We start from the raw sequence: 24,469 nt of genomic DNA on the forward strand, positions 1-24,469 counted from the left end.
GAAGTTGTATAACGTCCCGTTTTAGCTAAAAAATCGGGTTAATGTCATTGATATAACTATTTGCTGGGCACAATTCTCAATCTTCTTACCGATGGTGTAAAGCAGGCAATAGATAACTCTTTATTTACACTGTCAATCCGTGTGCCGTTGCCAGTATTATCAACCTTACCTTAAACCATAGCACGAACCATTGTCCTTCATCTGATTGAGGCTGCTATATTAGTTAGCGTACTTACCAATCATGCTATCAGCGAACTTTGACTGCACGGTGATATTTAACAAATTTCGAGCGTTATCGAAAAAATAATTCTGTCGCGTAGCTTACTTTGTATATCCGGAGGTGTCAGACATGAGCCAGTTATTTACCCCCATTAAGCTGGGGCCCGTTGTATTGCCGAACCGTATTGTTATTGCACCCATGTGCCAATATTCCGCCATAGAAGGTAAAGCAACGGAATGGCATACCATTCATCTTGGTCAGTTAGCCTTCTCCGGTTCAGGATTATTGATTGTTGAAGCCACCGCGGTTGAACCGGAAGGTCGTATATCTCCCGGAGATCTGGGGCTATGGAACGATGAAACAGAACAGGCATTAGCCACCACCATACAGGCAGTGAAGAAGTATTCTGCTATGCCATTAGGTATCCAGCTTGCCCATGCGGGTCGAAAAGCATCAATGCCGGCTCCATGGCAACCGGGCCCGGCAGTAACACCAGAAAATGGAGGCTGGCAGCCGGTAGCTCCTTCAGCTATTCCATTTGACAAACATTCTGCACAACCAAAAGAGCTGACTCAGGAACGTATCGCATCAATTATTGCTTCATTTGCCCACTCGGCTAAACGGGCTGATAAACTGGGATTTGAAGTCATCGAAATCCATGCCGCCCACGGCTATCTGTTGCATGAGTTTTTATCTCCCATTTCAAACCATCGTGAAGATGAGTACGGCGGCTCACTGGAAAATCGTATGCGTCTGACGCTTGAGGTTTTCTCGGCGATTCGTAAGGTATTGCCAGAGAATAAAGCCGTTGGCGTGCGGATTTCTGCCAGCGACTGGGTGGAAAATGGCTGGGATCTACCTCAGTCACTAATCCTTTGCCATAAACTGAAAGAACTGGGCTGCGACTATATTCATGTATCCAGTGGTGGTCTGTCAGCCCAGCAACATATTCCTCTCAGCCCTAACTATCAGGTTCCCTTTGCCCGTAAAATTAAAGCTGAGGTAGGAATGCCTACTATTGCCGTAGGTCTGATTACTGAACCTGAACAGGCTGAAGCTATTATTGCCACAGGTGAAGCGGATATGGTCGCTCTGGCCAGAGGTATTTTATATAACCCTCACTGGCCATGGCATGCTGCTGCGGCACTTGGCGCACAGGTTAGCGTACCAAAGCAGTATTGGCGTTCACAGCCTCATCGGGTCAAGAGACTGTTTACTGAGGATTAATACATTCTTAACCGCTTTTATCACTCATGATTCACATGATGGTGAAAGCGGTTAGTAAAATTATTGGCTATTGATTTCCTTGCTCATCACATTGCCACTTCTCCAGTTCAACCCCTTGCGTTGCCGATATAATCACCTGCGCTATAATTTTCAGACAGCCATCTCCCATAGAACTAGTCTGAATGTTCAGATGCCACTGCCCTGATTTAAGTCTGGGTTCCTGCTCAATGGTCTCAGGGTAGATATCTAACGCCTGAGCTGCCAATCGCCATGCATATTGGCTATCGGTATAAAAATTGAATTGGGCCAATAATACCTGTTGATAACGTAACAGCCCCATAATGGTAATGGAAAACAGTAACATTGAGATAAGGACTTCCAACAGGCTGAATCCACCCTGTCGCGACATCTTTAAGGGGAGCATTCTGCGGGCACCTTGAGTGGGCAAAAATCTATTTTCCCACGCGAGAATGGTTGTAGCTTTATACCTTCGGGAGAAAGTTGGCCGCCAAACCTGCCAGCTAACTGAAACAGTACCAGTGGTGGCTGGTTATTTCCCATGCGCCCCTCTCCCCGAACAAGAGTGTCAGTATCATTAAGTTGGCGAATACAGGATGAGAGTTGATGATTTTCTGCTTTTCGACATTGCCACTCACTGCTTAGCCCTGCCCAACGCTGAGATAACGCCCAGGAAAGTGAAGAGAGTGCCTGATGATAGGCACGAAAATAACGCCGCTCATCCGCATAAATCTTTACCTGAATCAGCAACTGTTCACTCTGCCCTTTAAGCATTAAGGTACCAAATAACATCAACAACATGACCATAACAATGGTGCTATACCCTTGCTGACTACGTATTAAACAGATTCGACTCCTCAGCATTTCAGCTCATACTCCGTACTCTTAACGTTAAACGTCGCTTCACTGATGGCCAACGTTTCCAGTGACCTTCTAACGCTATCAGATAATAGGTTGTGTCTTTCCCGGAACTGTTCAACGATCTGCCTACAGACTGAGCAGAAAAATGAGTAATCACGATTTCAGCGGGGTCTAATAACTTCTCCCATCCGTTACCATGACAATCTTTGGCACTGCGATGTTGCTCAATACTGTTATTTAACCAACGATAGGCAAAATGTTCCGCCGCGGTAGAATCAACAGGATCGATTACGCCATTATGGTTAAGGTCATAACGGATGATAATGCAACTACCTACGGCCGATTGTGAATGTTGACTGATAGAAACCGCTTCAGATACCCGCTCCTTGCCATCCTTAAACAGAAATCCTGCCCGACGTAAGTCCTTTGCTATGGTCATGAGTACCTGTTGCATAGATTGCTCCAGACGGTACAAGCGATATAAGGTCAAACTCTGCCGCTGTAATGCAGGGTACATAGCGGAAACGCTGACTATCATCATGCTGCCGATCAGCATTGCCATTAGCATCTCCGTTAATGAAAAACCTCTCTGCGAATTTTCGCCTAACACGAAACGATACCGGGCAGATACGGCTGCTGACCATTGATACTTTCGCTACAACGGCGTAGCCGCCCTTTGGCAGACAGAATAACCCTCACTCTTCCCGCCTGATTAGAAACCACTATATGTCCGGTACCTGCGGTATTACGTATGCCGTAAAAACCAAAGCCAATATCCGAGTGGCTGACCTCCAAACCAAGCGATGGCTCTGGCAGAATAAAACGTAATCCACTGTCGCTATCGCATTCACCATCACGCTTTGTTTGACTGGCAGTCACACAGCCCCTTGCCCCCAGCTTGCCCACCTGCAGCAGATAGGTTTGATTACGCCAGTTAGCCGCCGCCTGAACCCGGGTTAAAAATGCCAATAGCCCCGCACTGCTTTGTTCTAATACAGCTCGTTGTCGGTAATTCTGCCAACTGGAAATCCCCGTTGATGAGAGAATGGCCGTAATAGCTATTACCAGTAAGATTTCAATTAACGTCATACCACGTTGTCCATCAGGTAAATATCGTTTCATAACCCAACGGTAAAACAGCGTCGAACAGGACAACAGAAGGAGAAGAAAAAGATGGGAAATATCGCCAGAAAATTTGATGTAACAGCATGACAGTTAAATAAATTTTCGAGCCATATCGCAATAAACTGAATAAAAAAATCCCCGACTGGGTTGGCCATATCGGGGATGGAAGGTTAACTGGTTTTTTAACTAAATCGCCACCGGCGCCTTAATCCCTGGATGCGGGTCATAACCCTCAATCTCAAAATCATCAAACTGATAATCAAAAATAGAAGCTGGTTTACGCTTAATCACCAGTTTTGGCAACGCTCGCGGTTCGCGGCTTAGCTGCAAATGGGTCTGCTCCATATGGTTCATATACAGATGGGTATCCCCACCGGTCCAGACGAAATCACCCACTTCCAGATCGCACTGCTGCGCCATCATATGAACCAGCAATGCATAGCTGGCGATATTAAATGGTAAACCCAGGAATACGTCGCAAGAACGCTGATAAAGCTGACAAGATAGCTTGCCATCCGCCACATAGAACTGGAAGAAAGCATGACAAGGTGCCAACGCCATCTGGTCCAATTCACCAACGTTCCAGGCAGAAACAATAATACGGCGCGAGTCCGGATCCTGTTTCAGTTGCTCAACCACTTTGGTAATTTGGTCAATCTGGCGGCCATCTGCTGCGCCCCAGGCGCGCCATTGCTTACCATAAACTGGCCCTAAATCGCCGTTATCATCTGCCCATTCGTCCCAAATAGAGACATTATTTTCATGCAGATAAGCAACGTTAGTTTCACCTTTCAGGAACCATAACAGTTCATGAATAATCGAGCGAATATGGCAACGCTTGGTTGTCACCAGCGGAAAACCATCCTGCAAATTGAAACGCATCTGATGACCAAAGATCGACAGCGTACCGGTACCGGTGCGGTCAGATTTATTTGTGCCCTCATTCAGGACTTTTTGCATTAATTCCAGATACTGTTTCATGGTTATCCTATGCTTGTTGTTTCGAAGTCTGCGGACGGCGGTACGCCCAAACCATCATCAAAATACCGATAATGATCATTGGTAAAGAGAGTAATTGCCCCATACTGAAGAAGTTACTAAACAGCCCCAGTTGAGCATCCGGCTGGCGGAAGAATTCAATAATGAAACGGAATGAACCATAACCAATCAGGAACAGACCTGACACGCTACCAATCGGGCGTTTTTTCTGGATAAACAGGTTCAGAATCACAAACAGAACGATACCTTCCAGACACATCTCGTACAGTTGAGACATGTGGCGCGGTAACATCCCATCTTGCATAAAGGGTAACCACTGAGGATTCTGAGCGGCAAATACTTGATCCGCTGCTCTTGAAGTAGGGAAACGCATGGCCCACGAGAAGTCTGTTACTCGTCCCCACAACTCGCCATTAATAAAGTTACCTAAGCGCCCAACGCCTAAACCAAACGGGATCAGCGGAGCGATAAAGTCGGAAACCTGAAAGAAAGTGCGTTTAGTCCGGTGAGCAAACCAAAACATCACCGCAATCACCCCAAGCAAACCACCGTGGAATGACATTCCACCTTCCCATACCTTAAACAGATAGAGTGGGTTGGCTAAAAAGCTGGGGAAGTCATAAAACAGAACATATCCTAACCGACCACCAACAAAGACACCCAGGAAACCGGTATACAACATGGTTTCTACTTCATCTTTAGTCCAGCCACTACCCGGTTGCTTAGCCCGACGATTTGCCAGCCATAGGGCAAAAACAAACCCTATCAGATACATCATGCCGTACCAGCGCAAGGAGAGGGGTAATGTAGGTTCTAAAGAAAAAATGACCGGGTCAAATTTAGGAAATTCCAAAAAATTAGAGTTCATCACTCACCATTTAGTACGAGTTCAATATTGGATTGGGGTTAAGTTGACACTGTCCGACTTAAAAATAAGTCCGAATCTGGCTATCATATCATAGCCGGGAAAACATTCATCAGAACAGGCCAGTTATTCACGTTCATTTACTTTTCAACATATCAACTGACAAACGCTTATCCCGGCAGGCTAAAATAAATTAGCCCCACAATATTGTGAGGCTAACGGATTCATTCACCTGCCCTCATCCCTTTTTACGGCGATGGGGTGGATGGGTTCGCGGAGGTTTTGCTTCCTGCAATAACATCACTACCGGTGAGAACTCTTTCATCACACGACGATAAACATCACGTTTAAAAGAGACTACCTGACGAACCGGATACCAGTAACTAACCCAGCGCCAGCCATCAAACTCCGGCGTACCGCTGCGTTGCATGTTGATATCTGCTTCACTGCTTAACAGCTGTAACAAAAACCATTTTTGCTTCTGACCAATACAAACGGGCTTGGTATCCCAACGCACCAAACGTTTAGGTAACTTATATCGTAACCAGTTTCGTGTATAACTCAGGATGCGCACATCTTTTCGACTCAGTCCAACTTCCTCGAAAAGCTCTCGGTACATTGCCTGTTCTGGCGTTTCGCCGGGGTTTATTCCCCCTTGAGGAAACTGCCAGGAATGTTGACCAAAACGTCTGGCCCACAAAACTTGTCCTTGTTTATTACAAATTACGATACCAACATTCGGGCGGTAGCCATCATCATCGATCACTGGACTACCTCAAATAAGCATAAATCTTAAAGATAGCCTGATTGTTTCATACTACGCACAAGCGGTAAACCTCTGCTTTATGTCTGTGATGTGATAATCAACCTGAGAATAACTTGACACGATGCACAAAGTTATGAACAGAAATGTGTTGCCAATCGTCAGGTTATTCACTTTTACTGTGGATATCTATGTGAAGAACCAGATAACAATGTGGGTAGAACTTTCTTAAACTCATTATTTAAGAAGTAAGTAAAATTAAATAAAACAATTATATTTCAATATAATAATGAGTTTTACACAGTCAAAAAAATTCATTTAGTCAACTTTATACTATCCGCTAATTTATTCATGCACAAAAAATGTCCTCCGCCGTTTTTATCCACAGTACCTGATAAAAACTTGAACAACATCCCGGCTTATGCGTAAAAAAAACCTTTCGTCAAGGTAAAAAATCGTACTCAGGATTGGCATTTTTATAGTTATCCAAGGAAGCTGTGGATAACATAGTGTAAGATCCTGTTCACTGTCGGTGGCTTATCGCATATAAATTCCGATATGATAGATAAACTTTGTCAGTAAAAAATAAAAATAATTTTATAAATCATGTCATTATAATAGTTATCCTCAAATATTTGACGACTAATAAGTCTGCTGAAAATTATTGTTTGATTATTGAACAGAAAATTGAATAAACAGAAATGGGCCTTTGATGTACAACAATCCACTGCCACCAAACACTCCTGACAGCGAACAACAGCTGTATCAGCGTGCACTCGCACTGGCGGGTTATACCATGAAAGAACTGGCAGAAGCCGCCGGATTGCCCATTCCCGAAAATCTGAAACGGGACAAAGGCTGGGTTGGTATGCTGCTGGAACACTATCTTGGTGCCTGCGCTGGCAGCAAAGCAGAACAAGACTTCCCGCATCTGGGTGTGGAATTAAAAACCATACCGGTAAATGCACAGGGTAAACCGCTGGAAACAACCTTTGTTTGTGTAGCTCCTCTGATTGGCAATATTGGGATTACCTGGGAAAATAGCTATCTGCGCAAAAAACTGCGCCGGGTTCTTTGGGTACCGGTAGAAGGAGAACGGAATAAGCCCTTAGCTCAGCGTCGTGTAGGTACCGCTTTATTATGGAGCCCCGATAACCATGAAGAGCAACAGTTAAGGCGTGATTGGGAAGAGCTAATGGATTTAATTGTCTTAGGCAAAGTGGAATCAATCACTGCTCGTCATGGAGAAATATTACAAATACGCCCCAAAGCAGCAAATAGCCGGGCTTTAACAGAAGCCATTGGTGAATTCGGGCAACCCATTACTACACTACCGCGCGGGTTTTATTTGAAAAAAGAATTCACCGCAACACTATTATCAAAACACTTCAAAATATAAGTAACAACTTATATATGTAAAAGATTTAATATCATTAAAAACAAATATCACCTTATTAATATAAGACATAACCACATTTAGGTAATAGAATCAGTCGGCAATTACCACAATCCCACCTCATCAAAACTAAATTTAATCACCCAAAAAACAATAAGATATAACAGCAACGCTTTATGATATTAAATAAAATATAGAAAGCATTATGACCATAGTGTATTATTTTTCACGAAATTACTATATACACTAATAACTTAATAGTTTATTGAAAGATACTATGGGATTAATACCCTGCTTAGCTAAAGGGAAGGATTTGTTTTTTCAAAAAACAGATTGGCTTTATTTAAAATTCATTATAATAAAGCCTTCTCATATTTAATCAGCAAACTATTAGCCACCTAAGTAAAAGGACTTCAAATATGAAAAAAGCAACGCTTATCGCTTTAGCGACTCTTTCACTTGCCTATACAACATCAGCCAGTGCCAATAATACAGTTAAATTTTTGGGTGAAGTCAGTACTCAGACCTGTACTGTTGATATTAACGGTATTGCAAGCAACCCTATGATATTACTACCTACTGTTCCTACCAGCGCGTTAGCTACTCAGGGTAAAACTGCTGGTGCAACGAAATTTACGGTAAACCTGACTGGTTGCACATCAGAAAGTAGCACAACAACCATTAAAACTGTTTTCCTGGCTAACAACGTAACCACTAACGGTAACTTAGGTAATACCGGCAGCGCGACCGATGTTTCCATTAATCTGCTCGATTCCGATGGTGTTACTACTTTGGACTTCACTTCTGGATTTGCCACGACTTCAGCGATGACGCTACCCAGCAATGCCAACTCTACCTCTCAAGAGCTAACTGCACAGTATTATGCTGAGAACGGCCCGGTATCCGCTGGTTCAGTGATTACCAGCGCACAGTACGCCATCACTTATCCATAATTAACCGTTAAATATTAACTCCGGGGTAAGAGTGGGAATAATTCCCGAAGGATTCCCCGGAGTTAATAGCGTAATATTTCTTTACAGGAAGCAAAGCAATGTCGTTACTCTACAGATTATTAAAGCGCAGCAAGGCAGTATTACTGTGCGCTTTAGTCGTCAGTCAATATAGTCATGCCAGCGTTATCATGAATGGTAACCGCATCATCTACCCCGCTTCCGCTAAAGAAAAGACGTTACAGTTTACCAATCAGGACCCACATCCTAATTTGGTACAGATATGGCTGGATATTAATAATCCAAACTCAAATCCATCAACAGCCGATGCACCGTTTGTGGCTACACCACAGGTGTTTCGTATGGAACCTAATTCAGGTCAAGCCGTCAGATTGATGTTTACTGGCGCAGGATTGCCACAGGACCGCGAGTCAGTATTCTATTTTAACTTTCAGCAAATTCCGTCAGTGAAGTCATCGGATAAAGATAAAAACAAATTGCTGCTTTTAGTCTCTAATCGACTCAAAGTTTTTTATCGCCCCAATTCACTACCTGGATCGTCGGATAAAATTGGTGATGAACTGATTTTTTCGGTGAAAAAAATTCAGGGGAAAACGCATCTGGTGGTGAATAACCCAACCGCCTATCACGCCAATTTTACTCAGGCCACCATCACTACTGCCGGTAAATCCGTCAGTGTCACCGATATCACCATGGTTGCCCCTAAATCAGAGATATCCTGGCCGCTAAAATCAGCCATTAGCGTGAATAATTCATCCGTTCTCCAGTATAAGTTGGTGAATGATTACGGTGTTGAAATCAAAGGGAAGTATCAATTCTGATTGCCCAACTACACAGGAAGTGTAGAGACGATGGATTATTTAACCAAATACGTTTACTGGTTCAGGCAACATAGTCTGTTGTTATCAATGATGACAGGAATGGCATATACCCATGCATCCTATGCTGATACCCCACAGGTTGATGTCAATGATGACGAATACAGCTTTGATGAATCCCTGCTTAAAGGCAGCAATCTGGCAATACCAGATATCTCTCGTTTTAATAAAGTAGAAAGCATTATTCCAGGGCAGTATCAGGTAGATATCTATCTCAACAACGTATTTGTCGGTAGCAATAATGTTACTTTTGTTAGCTCTGACAGTAATAAAGTTTTGCCCTGTTTCTCCAGAGAACTATTAATTAAAACCGGAGTTCGTGAATCCGCCATAGACAAAAATACGCAGAATATAACGCATGAAAATGACTGTATTATTCTCGAGCAACAAATTGACGGTGCCAGCAGCCATTTTCAGTTTACCGAATTACGCCTGAATTTAAGCATACCGCAAAAGTTAATGAACCACCGCCCACGGGGATATATCAGCTCTGACTCTCTCTCCAGCGGAGAAACCATCGGTTTCGTTAACTACAGCCTGAACCAGTATCATGTAGCCTATAAAAACAGCGCCTCCAGCGATCTTGACTCTACCTACGCTAACATCAATGCCGGTGCCAACTTAGGACTATGGCGCTACCGCCAGCAATCTTTTTATAGCAATCAGACCGGCCAGGAAAGTCGCTTCACCACAACGCGTCGCTACGTGCAGCGTGCTATAGCACCATTAGGCAGTGAAATGATGCTTGGTGAGGGTTTTACCAGCGGACGTTATTTTTCTGGTCTGGGTTATCGAGGGCTCGAACTGGCTTCCGACGATCGTATGCTACCGGAATCACAGCGTGGTTATGCTCCATCGGTACATGGTATTGCTAAAACCAATGCCAATGTGGTTATTCGTCAGGGTGAAAATATTATCTACCAATCCACTGTGGCCCCCGGCCCTTTTGAGATTAGTGATTTAAATGCAACCAACTATGCTGGCGATCTGGATGTTAGCGTAACGGAAGCTGACGGCAGCGTCAGTACATTTCGGGTACCTTTTTCTGCAGTATCCGAGTCATTACGGCCAAATATTTCACGCTACTCTCTGGTGGTGGGTAAAACCCGCTATGTTGGAGATAGCGATCTGTTTGGTGAGGCTAGCTATCGCCGGGGTATCAGTAACGCTATCACCGCCAACAGTGCTTTTCGTTTAGCTGATGGTTATCAGGCAACCATGCTTGGAGGCGTTTATACCAGCCAGCTAGGTGCATTTGGCCTTGATGCCACCTATTCCCGCGCTCAGCTACCAAATAGTAACGATCAATCAGGCTGGATGTTCCATCTTTCCTATAGCAAAACCTACAGCCCAACCAACACCACTCTCTCCATCGGCGGATACCAGTACTCCACCAATGGCTATCGTGAATTAAACGATGTGCTGGGCGTTCGTCAGGCCGAAAAATCGGGAGATGACTGGCAGTCATCAACCTACATGCAAAAAACTCGCCTTGAAGGCTCAATTAATCAGTCTCTCGATTGGGCTGGCAATATCTATCTCTCCGCTTCAACCCAAAATTATCGCGGGGGAAAAGCCAGAGATAAACAACTACAGCTTGGGTATTCTAAGGTGTTCCAGAATGGTGTTTCATTGAACCTGTCGGTCGCCCGAACCCATAACGGCGGCTATTATAATAACCCCTACAATAACAACGAGGGCTATAGCCAAAATGATAACAATAGCGCTTCTGAAACCAACACCGCGTTTTCTATCTCAATTCCGCTGGGACAAAGTTCTTACGCACCAATACTTACCGGTACGCTAAATCGCTCAGGTAATTCGGGAACGGCTTATCAAACATCGTTATCCGGTACCATGGGAGAAAAGCGAGACATTAGTTATGGTGTGAATGTCTCTACTGACAGTCGCCAGCACCAGACGGTATGGAACGGTAACTTGCAGACCCGTAGTTCCGTTGCCACACTGGGAGCATCAGCCTCAACCGCCAGTGATTACTGGCAGGCTTCAGGTTCTGTTCAGGGGGCAATGGCATTGCATAGCGGTGGTATTACCCTTGGTCCTTATGTTGGCGATACCTTTGCGCTGGTCGAAGCTAAAGGTGCTAAAGGCGCCAGCGTAATGGGCGGACAAGGCGCTAAAATTGATACTTTTGGTTATGCTTTAGTCCCTGCGTTAACGCCTTATCGCTACAATACTATCGCTCTGGACCCCGAAGGTATGGACAGCCGCAGTGAATTGCAGGATGCACAAAAACGCATTGCGCCCTATGCCGGTGCTACCGTAAAAGTGAACTTTAAAACGTTATCTGGGTATGCTCTGTTAATCACCGTACAGCGGCCTGAAGGCAGTGAGCCAATACCTATGGGAGCCGATGTGTATGACCAGCAAGATAAAGTTATTGGAATGGTCGGACAGGGTAATCAGGCCTATCTCCGCTCAAACGATATCGACGGATATCTTAGCGTCCGCTGGGGAACGCAGCCCGACCAACAGTGTCGATTACATTATGACCTGTCAGAACATGATACTGACAAACCACTGATAGTATTAACCGGTCAATGCCAATAACAGAATTGAGTAGAGTAACAATTACTATGAAAAATCATCACTCTCTATTTTCCAGCTATCCTGCTATTGCTATCGCGCTGATAACGTTACTCTGGTCAAATCTGTCTGAAGCACAGTGCAGAAGGGTCACACCCCATATCGATTCCGGATGTGATAGTTGTGGTCTTGGGCTGGGATTGGGTAAAGTTAATATCACCGATAATTACCTGCAGCCAGTCGGTACGCCTTTAGGTAGCTCAGTGGTTAATTTCACCTCAGCAACCAAATATCCCGATCCCAATAAAGTGCTTTACCAGTGCGATCTGACTGATAAAGACGATATCTATGAAGTTTTTGCCACCAACGGTGATGACCGGGTCGGTGGATATTATGAACAAGGCATCAACGATGGTTATCCGGGATACTACGCCACCTATATTCCCTATGTAGCAATTAAGCTAACGCATCTGAACTCAGGCATTGTATTCAGCCGTACCTGGCAGTCGGCCCCACTGACCAACTACGAAGTTGTCGGTGACAAAATCAATATTCGGGTAAGAGACCTCAGTCCGGTACGCTCCGAATTAATTAAAATCAGCACACTACCAGGAAGAGGAAAAAGTAATTACTGTGGCTATTCTGCCTCTAATCCACTCACTGGCATGGCATCGACCACCGGGCCATCAACCTATACCTGTATTCAGCCTAATGGCTATATTCTATTTTCAGGGCCGGGCATTGCGGCACAAACCCCGGGAACGGACAGCGCTGACGAATTTGGTACCTGGGGCACCGGGCGTTGGAATGCAATGGGAATGGGAACGGCACCGCAATCAACCATCACTTATACGGCAACCTGCGTCGCCCGTAACGTTACTCCATTAGTCATATTTCCAATCATTTCGGCGGCACAGCTCAATAATGGAGAGACGGTACAAAGCAATTTGAATATTACTATTGAATGCAGTAACTCTGCGGTTTCCGGTGTAGCCACGGGCAACACGGCGATGGGATTACAAACGTCTCTGGAAGGTTATAACGCTGCCCAACAGTTAGGTTTGGTGAACAACAGTGGCGGAGTCAGCTATTTGCTCTCCAGTGGCTATGGTACTGACAGTTCAATTGCAACCGGAGTAGGGATCAGGCTGCAAAATGCCAGCACCGGTGTCAGAATGAATTTTCTCGGCTGGACCGCCTGTACCTCCTCCGGTTGCCCAAGCGGAGACAGTGCCGGATGGTATCCGGTATTAGCCGGAGCCAGTGGTAGCGGCAGTAACGCCAGCGGTTACAATAACTATACCACTACCCTTCAGGCCACATTAGAGAAGCTACCGGGGAAAACAGCAACCGCCGGAAAAGTAGATGCCACAGCCTATGTACTGGTTAAAGTACAATAACATGATGAATAATATGGTAAATCGAATGAAGAGATATAGTCTGACACTACTACTCTATCTGGGATTCATTTATGGGCTGACATCAGCTAATGCAGGTATTATGCCGTCATCAACACGTGTTATTTATCAGGAAGGTACTACCGAACAGAGCCTGATGCTGGCCAATACCAATCCTTATCCTGTGATGGTCCAAACCTGGATTGATAACGGTGAAATCGATGGAACCCCGGAAAAAGCCGATGCACCCTATATCGCTTTACCCGCCGTATTTCGTATGCAGCCAAATACCATGCAGGGCCTACGTATTATTTATAACCAGCGACCACTACCAAAAGATCGTGAATCCGTATTTTGGCTCAATCTGTATGAAGTTCCTCCCACTAAGTCTGAACAGTCATCGCCTTCATCCAAAGTAAAAATGACCATGAATACTCAGATGAAGATTTTCTACCGCCCCAAAAGTCTGAAAGAAAAGCCACAAAACTGGGCGCAGAATATGCAATTTTCGCTATTTCGCCGTGGAGATCTACTGGTTGTTCGCTGTACCAACCCAACCCCCTACTTTGCCTCTTTCGCATCCCTCAAGTTAGAGATATCTGGCAAACCCTATGCCAGCGAACAGAAACTGGACATGATGACCCCGCCCTTTGGACGGGCAGAATATGAGTTTAAACACCCCACAATGCGCAATGTATCCGGCACGGTAAACTTACAGTTTCAGCTAATTGATGATAATGGATTTAATCAGGCGGGAAGTCAGACTGTAACGGTCAATACCGTAGAGCGGTAATCAGATGACTTTATTGAGATTAAAAAACGTTTATTGAATGGAAAATCTTCTGCCGCGCGTTTAAATAACGCGGCAGAAGTTTAGCAAGGTTACCCTCTCTGACGCCGTAGTTGTACCAACCACAGACCGCCAATAGATACCACCATCAGTCCACCAAACACACAGCCAATGGCGACTACCGGCATATCCACTTTAACAGCCAGAGTATAAAGCCCCAGCATCAGTAACATAGCGGTATTCTCACCGAAGTTTTGTACCGCAACTGCGTTGCCTGCACCAACAGTCTGTTTTCCCCGATGCTGCAACAACGTATTCAACGGTACAATAAAGAACCCACCAAAAATACCGATCACCATCAGAATGGCATAAGAGAGAGACAGGCTACCCTGTAATACAAAAACGACGACACCAACACCCAATAAAATCCCGGCAGGAATACAGCGGTTTACCGTATCCAGGGTAATCCACTTCGCTGCAGCAGCAGCACCAATCACGATACCAACCGCCACCATGGCGTTAAGTAGTGTTGGTGTCAGTAACCCTTCAATATGCAAAGCAATGGGTACCCACAGGATCAACAGAAAACGCAGAGTAATACCCGCGCCCCAGAACAGGCTGGTACCGACCAGAGACATACGGGTACCCTGATCATTCCACAATACCTTCGCGGAGTCGGCGAAACGTAGCACCATCTCCTTCAAATTCCAGCGCATCCCCGGACGAGCAGGTTGTAAACGGGGAATAAAACAGTTTGCCACTACCGCACCGGCATAAACTGCGCAACACACCGCCAGCGCCAGATAAGGGCTAATATCCACCAGCCAACCTCCGGCTAAAGATCCCACCAGAATTGCTGCCAGCGTTGAAGACTCAATCAAACCATTGGCTTTCACTAACTGATCGCCATGGGTAATTTCGCCAAGAATACCGTACTTCGCCGGAGAGTAAGCCGTTGCGCCAATTCCTACCAGGGTATAGCCAAAAAATGGATCTAAACCGCCAATAATAATGGCCGCGCCCAACAGTTTGATACCGTTGGCAACCATCATCACTCGCCCTTTAGAGAAGCTATCGGCAATTTGCCCGACAAACGGAGCCAGCACCACATAAGCCACAATAAACAGCATTTGTAGTGTCGAGTGGCTCCAGAGGGGGTAAGCTTTTTGAATCAATACACCCAGCGTGGCAAAAAACAACGCACTATCGCCGAAGGCCGATAAAAACTGTGCGCTGGTGACCGCCACCATTGCACGGTTCAGCAATGGTTTTGGCGTCACATCAATTGTGGTCATAATGACTCCACGGCCTCTTCAGCCAGTTTACGCAGGGAAACAAAATCTGGCTTACCGCTGCCCAGCAGAGGAAGAGATTTAAGTACGCGAATATCGCGCGGTACCGCCAACGCAGGTAAACCCAATTCCTGAGCCGCACGGTTTAAAGCATCACGGGCTAAATCAGGCGTAGTGGTAAACAGAACGATAGACTCACCTTTTGAGACATCACTACGCACCGTTGCCGCATGCTCTGCATCCGGAGCCACTTTCTTGGCTATGGCTTCAACGCTTTCTAGTGAAACCATCTCACCCGCTACCTTAGCAAAGCGCTTAACCCGGCCTTTAATGGTACAGAAGCCATCATTATCAAATGAGACGATATCGCCGGTGTCATACCAGCCAGCTTCCATTTCGCCTTGAGCATTTTCTGCCGTTGGTGTCTCCAGCACTCCCGGATTCTCAACCCGCAGATAGCCCTTCATAATATTCGGTCCCATGACCTGTAAACGACCACCGTCTTCAATACCTGGTACGGTAATCAGCCGCGAATGGATACCCGGCAGTAATTTACCAACGGTATGGGATTTAGCCGCCATTGGTACGTTAATCGCCAGTACCGGGGCACACTCCGTTACGCCATAGCCTTCAAGAATACGGATACCAAACTTCTCCTGCCATAGTTCACGTGTGGCAGTAGACAGCTTCTCGGCTCCGGCCACCACATAACGCAGTCGGGCAAAGTCATAAGGATGAGCAAAGCGGGCATAGTTATTCAAAAAGGTTGGTGTACCAAACATCACATTACAGTTCTGGTCATATACCAGTTCAGGCACCACCCGATAATGGAGCGGGCTGGGATAAAGAAAGATTCGGCTGCCGGTCATTAATGGCGTCAGCAATCCTGCCGTCAGGCCAAAGGCATGGAATAGCGGCAAGGCAGACATAAACTTATCCTGCGCGGTAAAATCAGCCACGGTACGAATTTGTTCAACGTTTGCTAACAGGCTATCGTGAGAATGGACCACCCCTTTCGGATTGCCTTCTGAACCGGAGGTAAACAGAATAATTGCCGCATCCTCAGGTTTCTGCTTTACCATTGCCATACGAGGAAACAGCAGGTGTTTCATTACCCAGAATTTATCTTCTCCGGTGACGGTATCTTTCAGATCTTCAAGGAAATACCATTTAGCACCGGTAACCTGTTCCGCCAGATAGGTGAGTTTCCCTTTCTCAAGAAATTGACGGGAGGTAACGATGGTCTTTATTTGCGCCGCTTTTAGCGCACTTTCCAGGCCATTTACACCGGCGGTATAGTTCAGCATTGCCGGAACCCGACCACTCAACGAACAGCCAAAAATGGTTGCGGCGGTCACTACCGTATTAGGCAACAGTAATCCTACATGCTCCCCCGGTTCACTCAGTTTGCTGATAATTCGACTCAAGCCCAGCGACTTCTTCAACAGGGTGCGATATGAGTCATTTTTCATTGAAATATCAGCAATACAGGTCTTACCGATACCATAGCGTGTATGTGCTTCCAGCAGTGCTTCATATAACGTCATGCGCTGACGGGTTGCCATACGGGCATCCATCATGACTTGATGCAGACAAACGCCTGCCAGTTTACGACGCTGAGCCGCCTTTGGTGCATCCGGCATAGGAACCCGGGTTGGCGGCAGCACATGAATATTAACCTGCGGAAACAGACGCAGTTTAAATACGCCTTTCAAACGGCTCAGAAAACTAAATTCCAGGCCTTCCAGCCAGACAGGTATCACCGTTGCCTGAGAACGTGCCGCCACAAAAGCCGCCCCGTCATAAATCTTCATTAAGGAACCGGTAACGGTAATACGCCCTTCCGGGAAAATAACAATCGGACGCCCGTGCTCAATTTGTCGCACCAGAGTTTTAATTGACATGGGTTTGGAAGGATCGAGGGGTACAATATCCACATAGGGCATTAATATGCGGATAAACCAGCGCTCGGTGTACAAGCTGTAAACAGCAAAAACCGGTTTAACTGGTAAGAATAACGCCAGCAGAATGCCATCAATAAAGGAGAGATGGTTTGGGGTTATCAGTATACGTTCCTGTTTAAAGCAATCCGTATCGCCATAAACACGTACGCGAAAACATAAGCGGCATAAAGCTCTTAAAATCCGTAAAACCATTACTATCTCCCTATCGGACAACGCGATATGCGTTGATACCTCCATTTCCAGGTTAAGACAATCTATTTCTATTGCTGTTCGCGATTAATCGTTTGATCGAATAAAAAACCAGCAATAACTTCCCGAAGTAAAAAAAAACCTACGCATCCGCGTAGGTCGGTGTAATCCAGTAAATGGTTCTGACGTTGCCGCCAGAGATTCACCAATAAATACCTCTGGGATCTCAAATCTAGTCCATGGTATAGCAGACATCCAGCCAGAAAAGGCTACATAAGCGTACAAAGTGTAACGAAGCATGTAATTTTTGAATTTTCGTCAATTTTGTGACATTCCATATTGCTAATACCCCTGTTTTCCGTGAGACTTCACGATGTAAACGTTTTCTTTTATTCGGGCTGGCGGAGTAAATTATGGCAACCATTAAAGACGTAGCAAAACTGGCAGGCGTTTCTGTTGCCACAGTCTCCCGCGTCATTAATAACTCGCCAAAAGCCCGGGGTGCTACCCGAGATGCAGTACTCAACGCCATGGAGCAGTTGCAATACCATCCAAATGCCAATGCCAGAGCCCTGGCCCGCCAAACTACCGGCACCATCGGCCTGATTGTTTCCGATGTTTCCGATCCTTTCTTCGGTACCATGGTAAAAGCCACTGAACAGGTCGCCAGCGACAGCGGTAACTTTCTGCTGATTGGCAATGGCTATCATGATGAACATAAAGAACGTCAAGCCATTGAACAGCTTATCCGCCATCAGTGCGCTGCGTTAGTGGTTCATGCCAAGGCGATGAGTGATGAGGAATTGCGAGGATTGATGAACCATATTCCCGGTATGGTGCTGATTAATCGTATTCTTTCCGGACTGGAATCCCGCTGTATCGCTCTAGACGATCGCTACGGTTCTCATCTCGCTACCCAATATCTGATTCAACAAGGCCACCGTAATATCGGCATTATCTGTTCCGATCATAAGATATCCGATGCTGAGGATCGCCTTCAGGGCTATCTGGATGCCCTGAAGGAACACCAAATCACTATCAATACTAAACGTATCGCCTACGCTTCACCGGATGAAAGTGGTGGAGAGAAAGCCCTGATAGAGCTGCTGGAAAGAAACCAACAGCTTACCGCCGTGGTTTGCTATAACGACACTATGGCCGCAGGTGCCCTCTCGGTGCTCAGCGATAATAATATTCAGGTACCTGAACAAATATCGTTGATTGGTTTTGATGATGTACTCATTGCTCGCTATCTGCGTCCCGGACTAACCACTATTCGCTATCCAGTGGTATCTATGGCAAAGCAGGCTGCAGAATTGGCGTTAGCGCTGGCACAGGGAAAGACCTTATCCGATGTCACTAATTTGTTTCACCCTACCTTGGTAAAAAGACATTCGGTGACACAGCGATGATAAACCAGCAAGTTAGCCTGGTTAGTTTACGTACGCTACACAGTTAACCACCAAGCTAAATACTGCGATCCACATTCCTGATTTCTATTCCTGAGCTTTTCTCTTTTTTTATTCACCGCATAATTTCCTTCTATACCAGAAGGTGTATTCACTTATATGGATAAGATAAACGGATCACTTCCTGAAAATTCCATCATCAAAATAAAGTGTGATGCTTTTATGAGTATTACCATGTTAAAGTTAATAGGAGTTATTAAATGTTATTAAACGAGGTAATTCTTATGGGCTCTTACACTAAACAGACCATCAGTGCTCAAATTCCTGTTGAGCTGGCCCTCGCCGTTGAGAATCTGGCTATAGAGCTGGACCGTTCAAAAAGCTGGATTATAAAAGAGGCGTTACTCTCAATGCTGGCAGAAAGAGAGCGGCGACATCAAAACGTGCTGGCAGGCCTTGCAGATGTAGATGCGGGTCGTGTGGTTAGTCATTCAGACATGGTGGATTTTACCAACCGTCTCAAGAACGGCTAATAAATGGAAATTTACTGGACGCTTAAAGCTCAGGACGATCTGGAACGTCTTTATCGTTTTGCCCTTCAATATAACCGGCAACATGCTGATGATATTTTAGATCGCCTGATAACGGGATGTTCTGATCTTATGATCTGTCCCGCAATTGGCGTACCGCAAACGCGGTATGAACCTCGCGAAGTGAGAAAGGTTTTGTTCGATGACTACGAGGTCCATTATGAAGTTAAAGACAATGAAATTTTCATTGTGGATCTCTGGCATACCAAAGAAGAACGCTGACTTTTAAGTAATAGCCCCTGCTTAAAGTGCTGTTTGAGCGCAAATCTATACCTCCATCTCAATAATTCCCCTTAGTGACACGATTCATTTATCACTATTGAACATCAAGATTTTACAATTAATAAACATCAATATAAAAATTATAACATTTGGCATATCTATACCTGTGAGGTTTTATGAACTGGCGGATAGGTATCGGTGGCCGGCTATTGTTTGCTTTCTCGCTGTTAGCAACCATGACCCTGATTGCTACCGGTTTAAGTTTCCGTAGCCATGCGGAACTCGAATCACGCCTGTCGGATCTACATCAGAATCATATCGGTGCTTTATTTGCTGCTACTCAGCTTAATGACCAGAGTCGGCAAATTGTTAGTCAGGCTTCAGCACTGTCAATGGCGGAACGCCAAAGTGAACGAGAGCAGGTTAAAGATGAACTGCTCAATACGCTCAATCAAATGGAAGATTGGATGAGGCAGTTGCCCGACAAGCAACGCTATTTTCTGGAATTGAATACCCAGATCCGACAGACCATAATGGTGCTATATCAAGTAACCACTCAGCGGGCAGCCTTTGCTGCCAGCGCACACCAACACAGCCAAAAATTGAATGAAACCTTCGAAGACTGGCGACAAACATTAACCCCTTCGAACATAACCAGCCAGCTCTGGTATCTTGAGTTAGCCTTTCTGGCTGGCTATGTAGAGAAAGTCTCTGCAGCACAGAGCTTCAACGAGCTGGACTATACTTTTTTGCGTATTGAAGAGATAAGTAAACATATCGCCGAATCCGCTGAAAAAGATAAAACTCTGCAAAAGGACAAGTATCAGCAGTTGCTCAGCCTGTTAGCCAAAATATCACGCGACGGCTCGATGTTTCATGATAAGAACCAGGAACTGGATCTCTCTTATCAACAATCATTTTTGGTACTCAACAACCAACGCCATGTTCAGCAGTTGGCCCGACAAATATCCTATTACAGTCATCAAATTAATCAGGTGATTGATAATGAACTATCGGAGGCTACGCAATCCGTCGCGCAGGCAAGCCGCCTCACTCTGGGATTATCGCTGTTAAGCCTGATAATGGTTATTACCCTCTCCTGGCTATATGTACGTCGCAATATTCTGACTCGTATTCGTACATTGCAGGCCAATATGCAGGCTATTGCCAATGGACGGCTTAATACTCCAATTATCATCAGCGGTAATGATGAAATCAGCGGAATGGCTCAGGATTTGGTTTTTTTTCAGCAATCCGCGCTGCTGGCAGAACAAACCCACCGCCAACTGCAGTCAGAGATGGATGAACGCCATCAGGCCGAACAACAGTTAATGCATACCCAGAGAGAACTGGTACAGGCAGGTAAACTGGCTGCACTGGGCCAACTTAGCGTTTCTATCACTCATGAGATCAACCAACCGTTAGCGGCCATGCGTAACTATATCTTTAGCCTTGAGCATTATTTACAACAGAACAACGTGCCGCAGATTCGGCGAAAGATCGATCAGGTTGGCGAACTATTGGATAAGGTGAACAATATCACCCACAATCTGAAAAGCTTTGCCCGTAGAGCAGATAACGATCTCTCCCCGGTACATCTGCACACCGTAATTAATGCGGCAACCGGGCTACTGCAGGTTGATAATAAGGGGATTAAATTACAGATACAGCCACTGTGCCAGAATCAATCAGGGCAACAAATAGATACCGTCTGGGTTGCGGCAGAAGCTATACGTCTGGAGCAGGTACTGATCAACTTACTCTCAAATGCCATTGATGCATTGCATGCCGTTTCCGAACCGGAAATCGTTCTGACCTGGCGTACTCTGGATCATTGGGTTGAATTACTGGTGATTGATAATGGCTGTGGCATTGAACCAGAACATACTGAACGTATTTTTGACCCTTTCTTCTCGCTGAAATCAACCACCAATGGCCTCGGACTGGGGCTATCCATCAGTTATAACATCGTTCAGGACCTGTGCGGTCAGTTAAAGCTTATTAACAGCTACGCGGGCTATACCTGCTTTTCACTGAAGCTACTGCACTCAATAGCTCCGGTTGCTGCCAGTCATTAGGAGTAAATATGAATATTGAAGTAATCATTATTGATGATGAGCCCTGCATGACTGAAAGCCTGGCGGAAATGTTAACCATCGCAGGTTTCCTGCCCAGAGCTTTTGGCCAAGCCCGTCATGCACTGGAATATCTGGCGCTCAGTCGGGAATGCATTGTACTCAGCGACATTCGCATGCCGGAAATGGATGGATTGGCTTTGTTGTCTGCTATTCAGCAACTCGACAGCCAACTGCCGGTGATCCTGATGAGTGGTCATGCAGACATTCCTCTGGCTATTCAGGCAATGAAGCAAGGGGCGCAGGATTTTCTGGAGAAGCCCATCAAAACCGAGCAACTATTTCAGCAGCTGCATCTGGCTTTGAATCGCCGTCAGGCTTATCTGCAAATGCATCATAAACCTGCAGATAATGAGTATCTGACCCAGAAAATCATTGGTCGTTCTTCAGCCATTCAACATCTGCGCCAGCAGGTATCCGTACTGGCGCAGGCTCAGGTTGATACCCTGATTTATGGTGAAACTGGCAGCGGCAAAGACGTGGTGGCTGAAGCTATTCATCACAGCGGCCCCCGGACTCATAAGCCGTTTATTGCCATTAACTGTGGTGCTATGCCAGAAAATCTGCTGGAAAGTGAGCTGTTTGGCCATGAAGCGGGTTCTTTTACCGGTGCTCAAAAACGACATATTGGCAAAATAGAGGCAGCTAACGGGGGAACCTTATTCCTTGATGAAATCGAAAGTATGCCACTGGCAGCCCAGATTCGCCTGCTGCGCGTATTACAAACCCGCACTATTGAACGCGTAGGCAGCCACCAGCTTATTCCGGTGGATATTCATGTGCTAGCTGCCAGTAAGATGGACCTCACCCATCTCAGTCGTCAGGGGCTATTTCGTAGCGATCTGCTTTACCGATTAAACGTTGCCAATTTACATATTCCTCCGCTACGGGAACGGGAGAATGACATCCTGCTACTGTTTGAATATTTCTGCCAGCAGGCTGCCCGGCAATATCAAAGGGAAGTTCCTTCAATTAAACCCAGTCAGCAAAACAAGCTGCTTAACTATTTGTGGCCCGGCAATGTGCGGGAACTGATTAACGTGGCCAACCGCTATGTGTTAGGCATTTCTGGCGATGGCATCAATCTGAATGAAGAGAACCTCAGCGCTACCGCAGAGTCTGAGCTGAACGACCTTGAATATCATCTTGATAGTTATGAAAAGAGCATTCTGATTTCGACACTGGAAACCTGTGCAGGGGAGCTTAGTGAAGTGGCGATGCGCCTCAATCTGACGCGCAAGACCCTGTATCGAAAAATGAAGAAGCATGGACTGGATAAGCGTTACTTTCAGGATCTGGATGGGACAATGTTGTCTTCCTGATCCGAATAAAAAGGACAAAATTGTCCATTAATCCTGACTCTGGTACCAAGAACTCCCGAATATCCATAAGATTTTGTTAATTTAATGTTGGCATTGTTATTGCAAAGTTAAATATGAATTCCCCAAAAATGCATGATGTGACGATCGCGACAGGACGTCTTAATAAAAATAACGACTACCCTAACCCGCATGAATGAGGATGTAACAATGACCAAAATGACAACCAGAATCTTATTTTACTGGCTGACCGCACAAATGATCCTGGCGGCTGGACTGCTGTTTTCATCCGCCATGGCAGCTGACTGTAGTAACAGAGGCGATCTGGACGATCGCTACTGTGATGAAAACCGCGACATGGTGGCAGATACGCCAACCGATCCTAAAGAACTAAAAAATCCCGGAACCTTAGTATTCAGCTACACGCCAGTAGAAGATCCCGCTGTGTATAAAGATGCCTTCGCTGACTTCCAGAAATACCTGTCTGATAAAACCGGTAAAAAAGTGATCTATTACTCTGTTCACTCAAACTCGGCTCAGGTTGAAGCAATGCGTTCCGGCCGTCTGCATATTGCCGGATTCTCTACCGGGCCAACGGGTTATGCCGTTAACTTAGCCGGTTATGTACCTATCGCGGTTAAAGGCACAGAAAAAGAGTTTCAGGGCTACAACCTGATTGTGCTGGTAAAAGCCGATAGCCCCTACAAAACTATGGACGACCTGAAAGGTAAAGTAGTGGCTCACACCTCTGTTTCTTCCAACTCGGGTAATCTGGCCCCTCGCGCTCTGTTCCCAAAAATCGGCATCACTCCGGATGAAGACTACAAAGTAGTTTACTCTGGTAAACACGACCAGTCAGTTATGGGTGTCCTTAGCGGTGACTATGACGCAGCACCTGTCGCATCAGATGTTTATGAGCGTATGGTTGAAGCTGGCCGAGTGAAAGCCAAAGACTTTCGCACCATCTATACCAGCGCTCGCTTCCCAACTTCTGCCTTTGGTTACGCGTACGATCTGGACCCTGAACTGGTAGCTAAAATAAAAGCGGCTTTTACTTCTTACCGCTTCCCACCAGAAATGCAGGAAACTTTCGGTGGAGCCGATCGCTTTTACCCAATTAACTATAAAGATGACTGGCAGGTAGTACGTGATATCGCCTTTGCTACCGGCACCGCCTACAGCAAAAACGGCCTGCAACAGTTAGCTGAAAAAGAAGCCGCTGACGCTGCAAAAAAACGTCAGGCTGAATCTGCTGGTGCCAAAGCACAGTAATCCGCAGCTCCCCTTATATT

Annotated in this window: 23 protein-coding genes; 13 read left to right on the forward strand and 10 right to left on the reverse strand. The window is 45.7% G+C overall.

Going from position 1 to position 24,469, the window contains the following annotated elements:
- Positions 1 to 349: 349 nt before the first annotated feature.
- Positions 350 to 1,447 carry an NADH:flavin oxidoreductase/NADH oxidase gene (locus GOL65_RS08680; protein WP_140920723.1) on the forward strand — a complete coding sequence of 366 codons (1,098 nt, stop codon included), beginning with the start codon at positions 350 to 352 and terminating at the stop codon, positions 1,445 to 1,447.
- A gap of 67 nt (positions 1,448 to 1,514) precedes the next feature.
- Here the strand turns inward: GOL65_RS08680 and GOL65_RS08685 are convergent, their stop codons facing one another.
- From GOL65_RS08685 to rppH, 7 genes are all read right to left on the reverse strand, one after another.
- Positions 1,515 to 1,871, reverse strand: coding sequence for a prepilin-type N-terminal cleavage/methylation domain-containing protein (locus GOL65_RS08685; RefSeq protein ID WP_140920722.1), 357 nt, complete (start codon positions 1,869 to 1,871; stop codon positions 1,515 to 1,517).
- Entirely contained in the window at positions 1,859 to 2,329 is a 471-nt protein-coding gene (locus GOL65_RS08690; protein WP_140920721.1) for a YgdB family protein, read from the reverse strand. Before GOL65_RS08690 ends, GOL65_RS08685 begins: the two co-directional genes overlap by 13 nt.
- Before the next feature lies 1 nt (position 2,330).
- Positions 2,331 to 2,936, reverse strand: a complete 606-nt coding sequence (locus GOL65_RS08695) for a prepilin peptidase-dependent protein (protein ID WP_140920720.1) — start codon at positions 2,934 to 2,936, stop codon at positions 2,331 to 2,333.
- Entirely contained in the window at positions 2,930 to 3,448 is a 519-nt protein-coding gene (locus GOL65_RS08700; protein ID WP_140920719.1) for a prepilin-type N-terminal cleavage/methylation domain-containing protein, read from the reverse strand. The genes GOL65_RS08695 and GOL65_RS08700 overlap by 7 nt, the downstream gene beginning before the upstream one ends.
- 189 nt (positions 3,449 to 3,637) lie before the next feature.
- Positions 3,638 to 4,432 carry a thymidylate synthase gene (gene thyA / locus GOL65_RS08705; protein WP_130590596.1) on the reverse strand — a complete coding sequence of 265 codons (795 nt, stop codon included), beginning with the start codon at positions 4,430 to 4,432 and terminating at the stop codon, positions 3,638 to 3,640.
- Positions 4,433 to 4,439: 7 nt separating this feature from the next.
- On the reverse strand, positions 4,440 to 5,318 hold the full coding sequence (gene lgt / locus GOL65_RS08710) for a prolipoprotein diacylglyceryl transferase (protein WP_140920718.1): 879 nt from the start codon (positions 5,316 to 5,318) through the stop codon (positions 4,440 to 4,442).
- 235 nt (positions 5,319 to 5,553) lie between these two features.
- A complete protein-coding gene (rppH, locus tag GOL65_RS08715) occupies positions 5,554 to 6,081 on the reverse strand; it encodes an RNA pyrophosphohydrolase (protein WP_140920717.1) in 528 nt (175 codons plus the stop codon).
- Positions 6,082 to 6,790: 709 nt separating this feature from the next.
- Here rppH and mutH point away from each other — a divergent pair.
- The 6 genes from mutH (at position 6,791) to GOL65_RS08745 (ending at position 14,060) form a co-directional block, all read left to right on the forward strand.
- Entirely contained in the window at positions 6,791 to 7,477 is a 687-nt protein-coding gene (gene mutH / locus GOL65_RS08720) for a DNA mismatch repair endonuclease MutH (protein WP_140920716.1), read from the forward strand.
- A gap of 416 nt (positions 7,478 to 7,893) precedes the next feature.
- Positions 7,894 to 8,427 carry a fimbrial protein gene (locus tag GOL65_RS08725; protein WP_140920715.1) on the forward strand — a complete coding sequence of 178 codons (534 nt, stop codon included), beginning with the start codon at positions 7,894 to 7,896 and terminating at the stop codon, positions 8,425 to 8,427.
- 98 nt (positions 8,428 to 8,525) lie between these two features.
- Positions 8,526 to 9,266, forward strand: coding sequence for a fimbrial biogenesis chaperone (locus GOL65_RS08730; protein ID WP_140920714.1), 741 nt, complete (start codon positions 8,526 to 8,528; stop codon positions 9,264 to 9,266).
- Positions 9,267 to 9,353: 87 nt separating this feature from the next.
- On the forward strand, positions 9,354 to 11,894 hold the full coding sequence (locus GOL65_RS08735) for a fimbria/pilus outer membrane usher protein (protein WP_140920792.1): 2,541 nt from the start codon (positions 9,354 to 9,356) through the stop codon (positions 11,892 to 11,894).
- Between the two features lie 26 nt (positions 11,895 to 11,920).
- Positions 11,921 to 13,270: a fimbrial protein gene (locus tag GOL65_RS08740; protein WP_140920713.1), complete on the forward strand. Its 1,350-nt coding sequence runs from the start codon at positions 11,921 to 11,923 to the stop codon at positions 13,268 to 13,270.
- 25 nt (positions 13,271 to 13,295) lie between these two features.
- Positions 13,296 to 14,060, forward strand: a complete 765-nt coding sequence (locus tag GOL65_RS08745) for a fimbrial biogenesis chaperone (protein ID WP_179038276.1) — start codon at positions 13,296 to 13,298, stop codon at positions 14,058 to 14,060.
- An 89-nt stretch (positions 14,061 to 14,149) separates the two neighbouring features.
- Here the strand turns inward: GOL65_RS08745 and lplT are convergent, their stop codons facing one another.
- The 3 genes from lplT to GOL65_RS22380 form a co-directional block, all read right to left on the reverse strand.
- Positions 14,150 to 15,352: a lysophospholipid transporter LplT gene (gene lplT, locus GOL65_RS08750; RefSeq protein ID WP_140920711.1), complete on the reverse strand. Its 1,203-nt coding sequence runs from the start codon at positions 15,350 to 15,352 to the stop codon at positions 14,150 to 14,152.
- Positions 15,349 to 17,505: a bifunctional acyl-ACP--phospholipid O-acyltransferase/long-chain-fatty-acid--ACP ligase gene (aas, locus tag GOL65_RS08755; RefSeq protein WP_140920710.1), complete on the reverse strand. Its 2,157-nt coding sequence runs from the start codon at positions 17,503 to 17,505 to the stop codon at positions 15,349 to 15,351. The genes lplT and aas overlap by 4 nt, the downstream gene beginning before the upstream one ends.
- 68 nt (positions 17,506 to 17,573) lie before the next feature.
- Positions 17,574 to 17,708: a hypothetical protein gene (locus tag GOL65_RS22380; RefSeq protein ID WP_267313818.1), complete on the reverse strand. Its 135-nt coding sequence runs from the start codon at positions 17,706 to 17,708 to the stop codon at positions 17,574 to 17,576.
- A gap of 207 nt (positions 17,709 to 17,915) precedes the next feature.
- Between GOL65_RS22380 and galR the strand changes: the two genes are divergently transcribed.
- The 6 genes from galR (at position 17,916) to phnD (ending at position 24,449) form a co-directional block, all read left to right on the forward strand.
- Complete coding sequence (galR, locus tag GOL65_RS08760; RefSeq protein ID WP_140920709.1) at positions 17,916 to 18,914, forward strand: HTH-type transcriptional regulator GalR; 999 nt, start codon at positions 17,916 to 17,918, stop codon at positions 18,912 to 18,914.
- Positions 18,915 to 19,195: 281 nt separating this feature from the next.
- Entirely contained in the window at positions 19,196 to 19,444 is a 249-nt protein-coding gene (locus tag GOL65_RS08765; protein WP_179038380.1) for a CopG family ribbon-helix-helix protein, read from the forward strand.
- 3 nt (positions 19,445 to 19,447) lie between these two features.
- Positions 19,448 to 19,723, forward strand: coding sequence for a type II toxin-antitoxin system RelE/ParE family toxin (locus GOL65_RS08770; RefSeq protein WP_140920708.1), 276 nt, complete (start codon positions 19,448 to 19,450; stop codon positions 19,721 to 19,723).
- 176 nt (positions 19,724 to 19,899) lie between these two features.
- On the forward strand, positions 19,900 to 21,801 hold the full coding sequence (locus GOL65_RS08775) for an ATP-binding protein (protein ID WP_140920707.1): 1,902 nt from the start codon (positions 19,900 to 19,902) through the stop codon (positions 21,799 to 21,801).
- A gap of 8 nt (positions 21,802 to 21,809) precedes the next feature.
- Complete coding sequence (locus tag GOL65_RS08780; protein ID WP_140920706.1) at positions 21,810 to 23,180, forward strand: sigma-54-dependent transcriptional regulator; 1,371 nt, start codon at positions 21,810 to 21,812, stop codon at positions 23,178 to 23,180.
- 207 nt (positions 23,181 to 23,387) lie between these two features.
- The gene (gene phnD, locus GOL65_RS08785) at positions 23,388 to 24,449 is read left to right on the forward strand and encodes a phosphate/phosphite/phosphonate ABC transporter substrate-binding protein (protein WP_218652017.1); all 1,062 of its coding nucleotides are present in this window, start codon (positions 23,388 to 23,390) and stop codon (positions 24,447 to 24,449) included.
- The last annotated feature ends 20 nt before the right edge of the window (positions 24,450 to 24,469 follow it).

It is taken from the genome of Limnobaculum xujianqingii, from assembly GCF_013394855.1.
Lineage (GTDB): Bacteria > Pseudomonadota > Gammaproteobacteria > Enterobacterales > Enterobacteriaceae > Limnobaculum > Limnobaculum xujianqingii.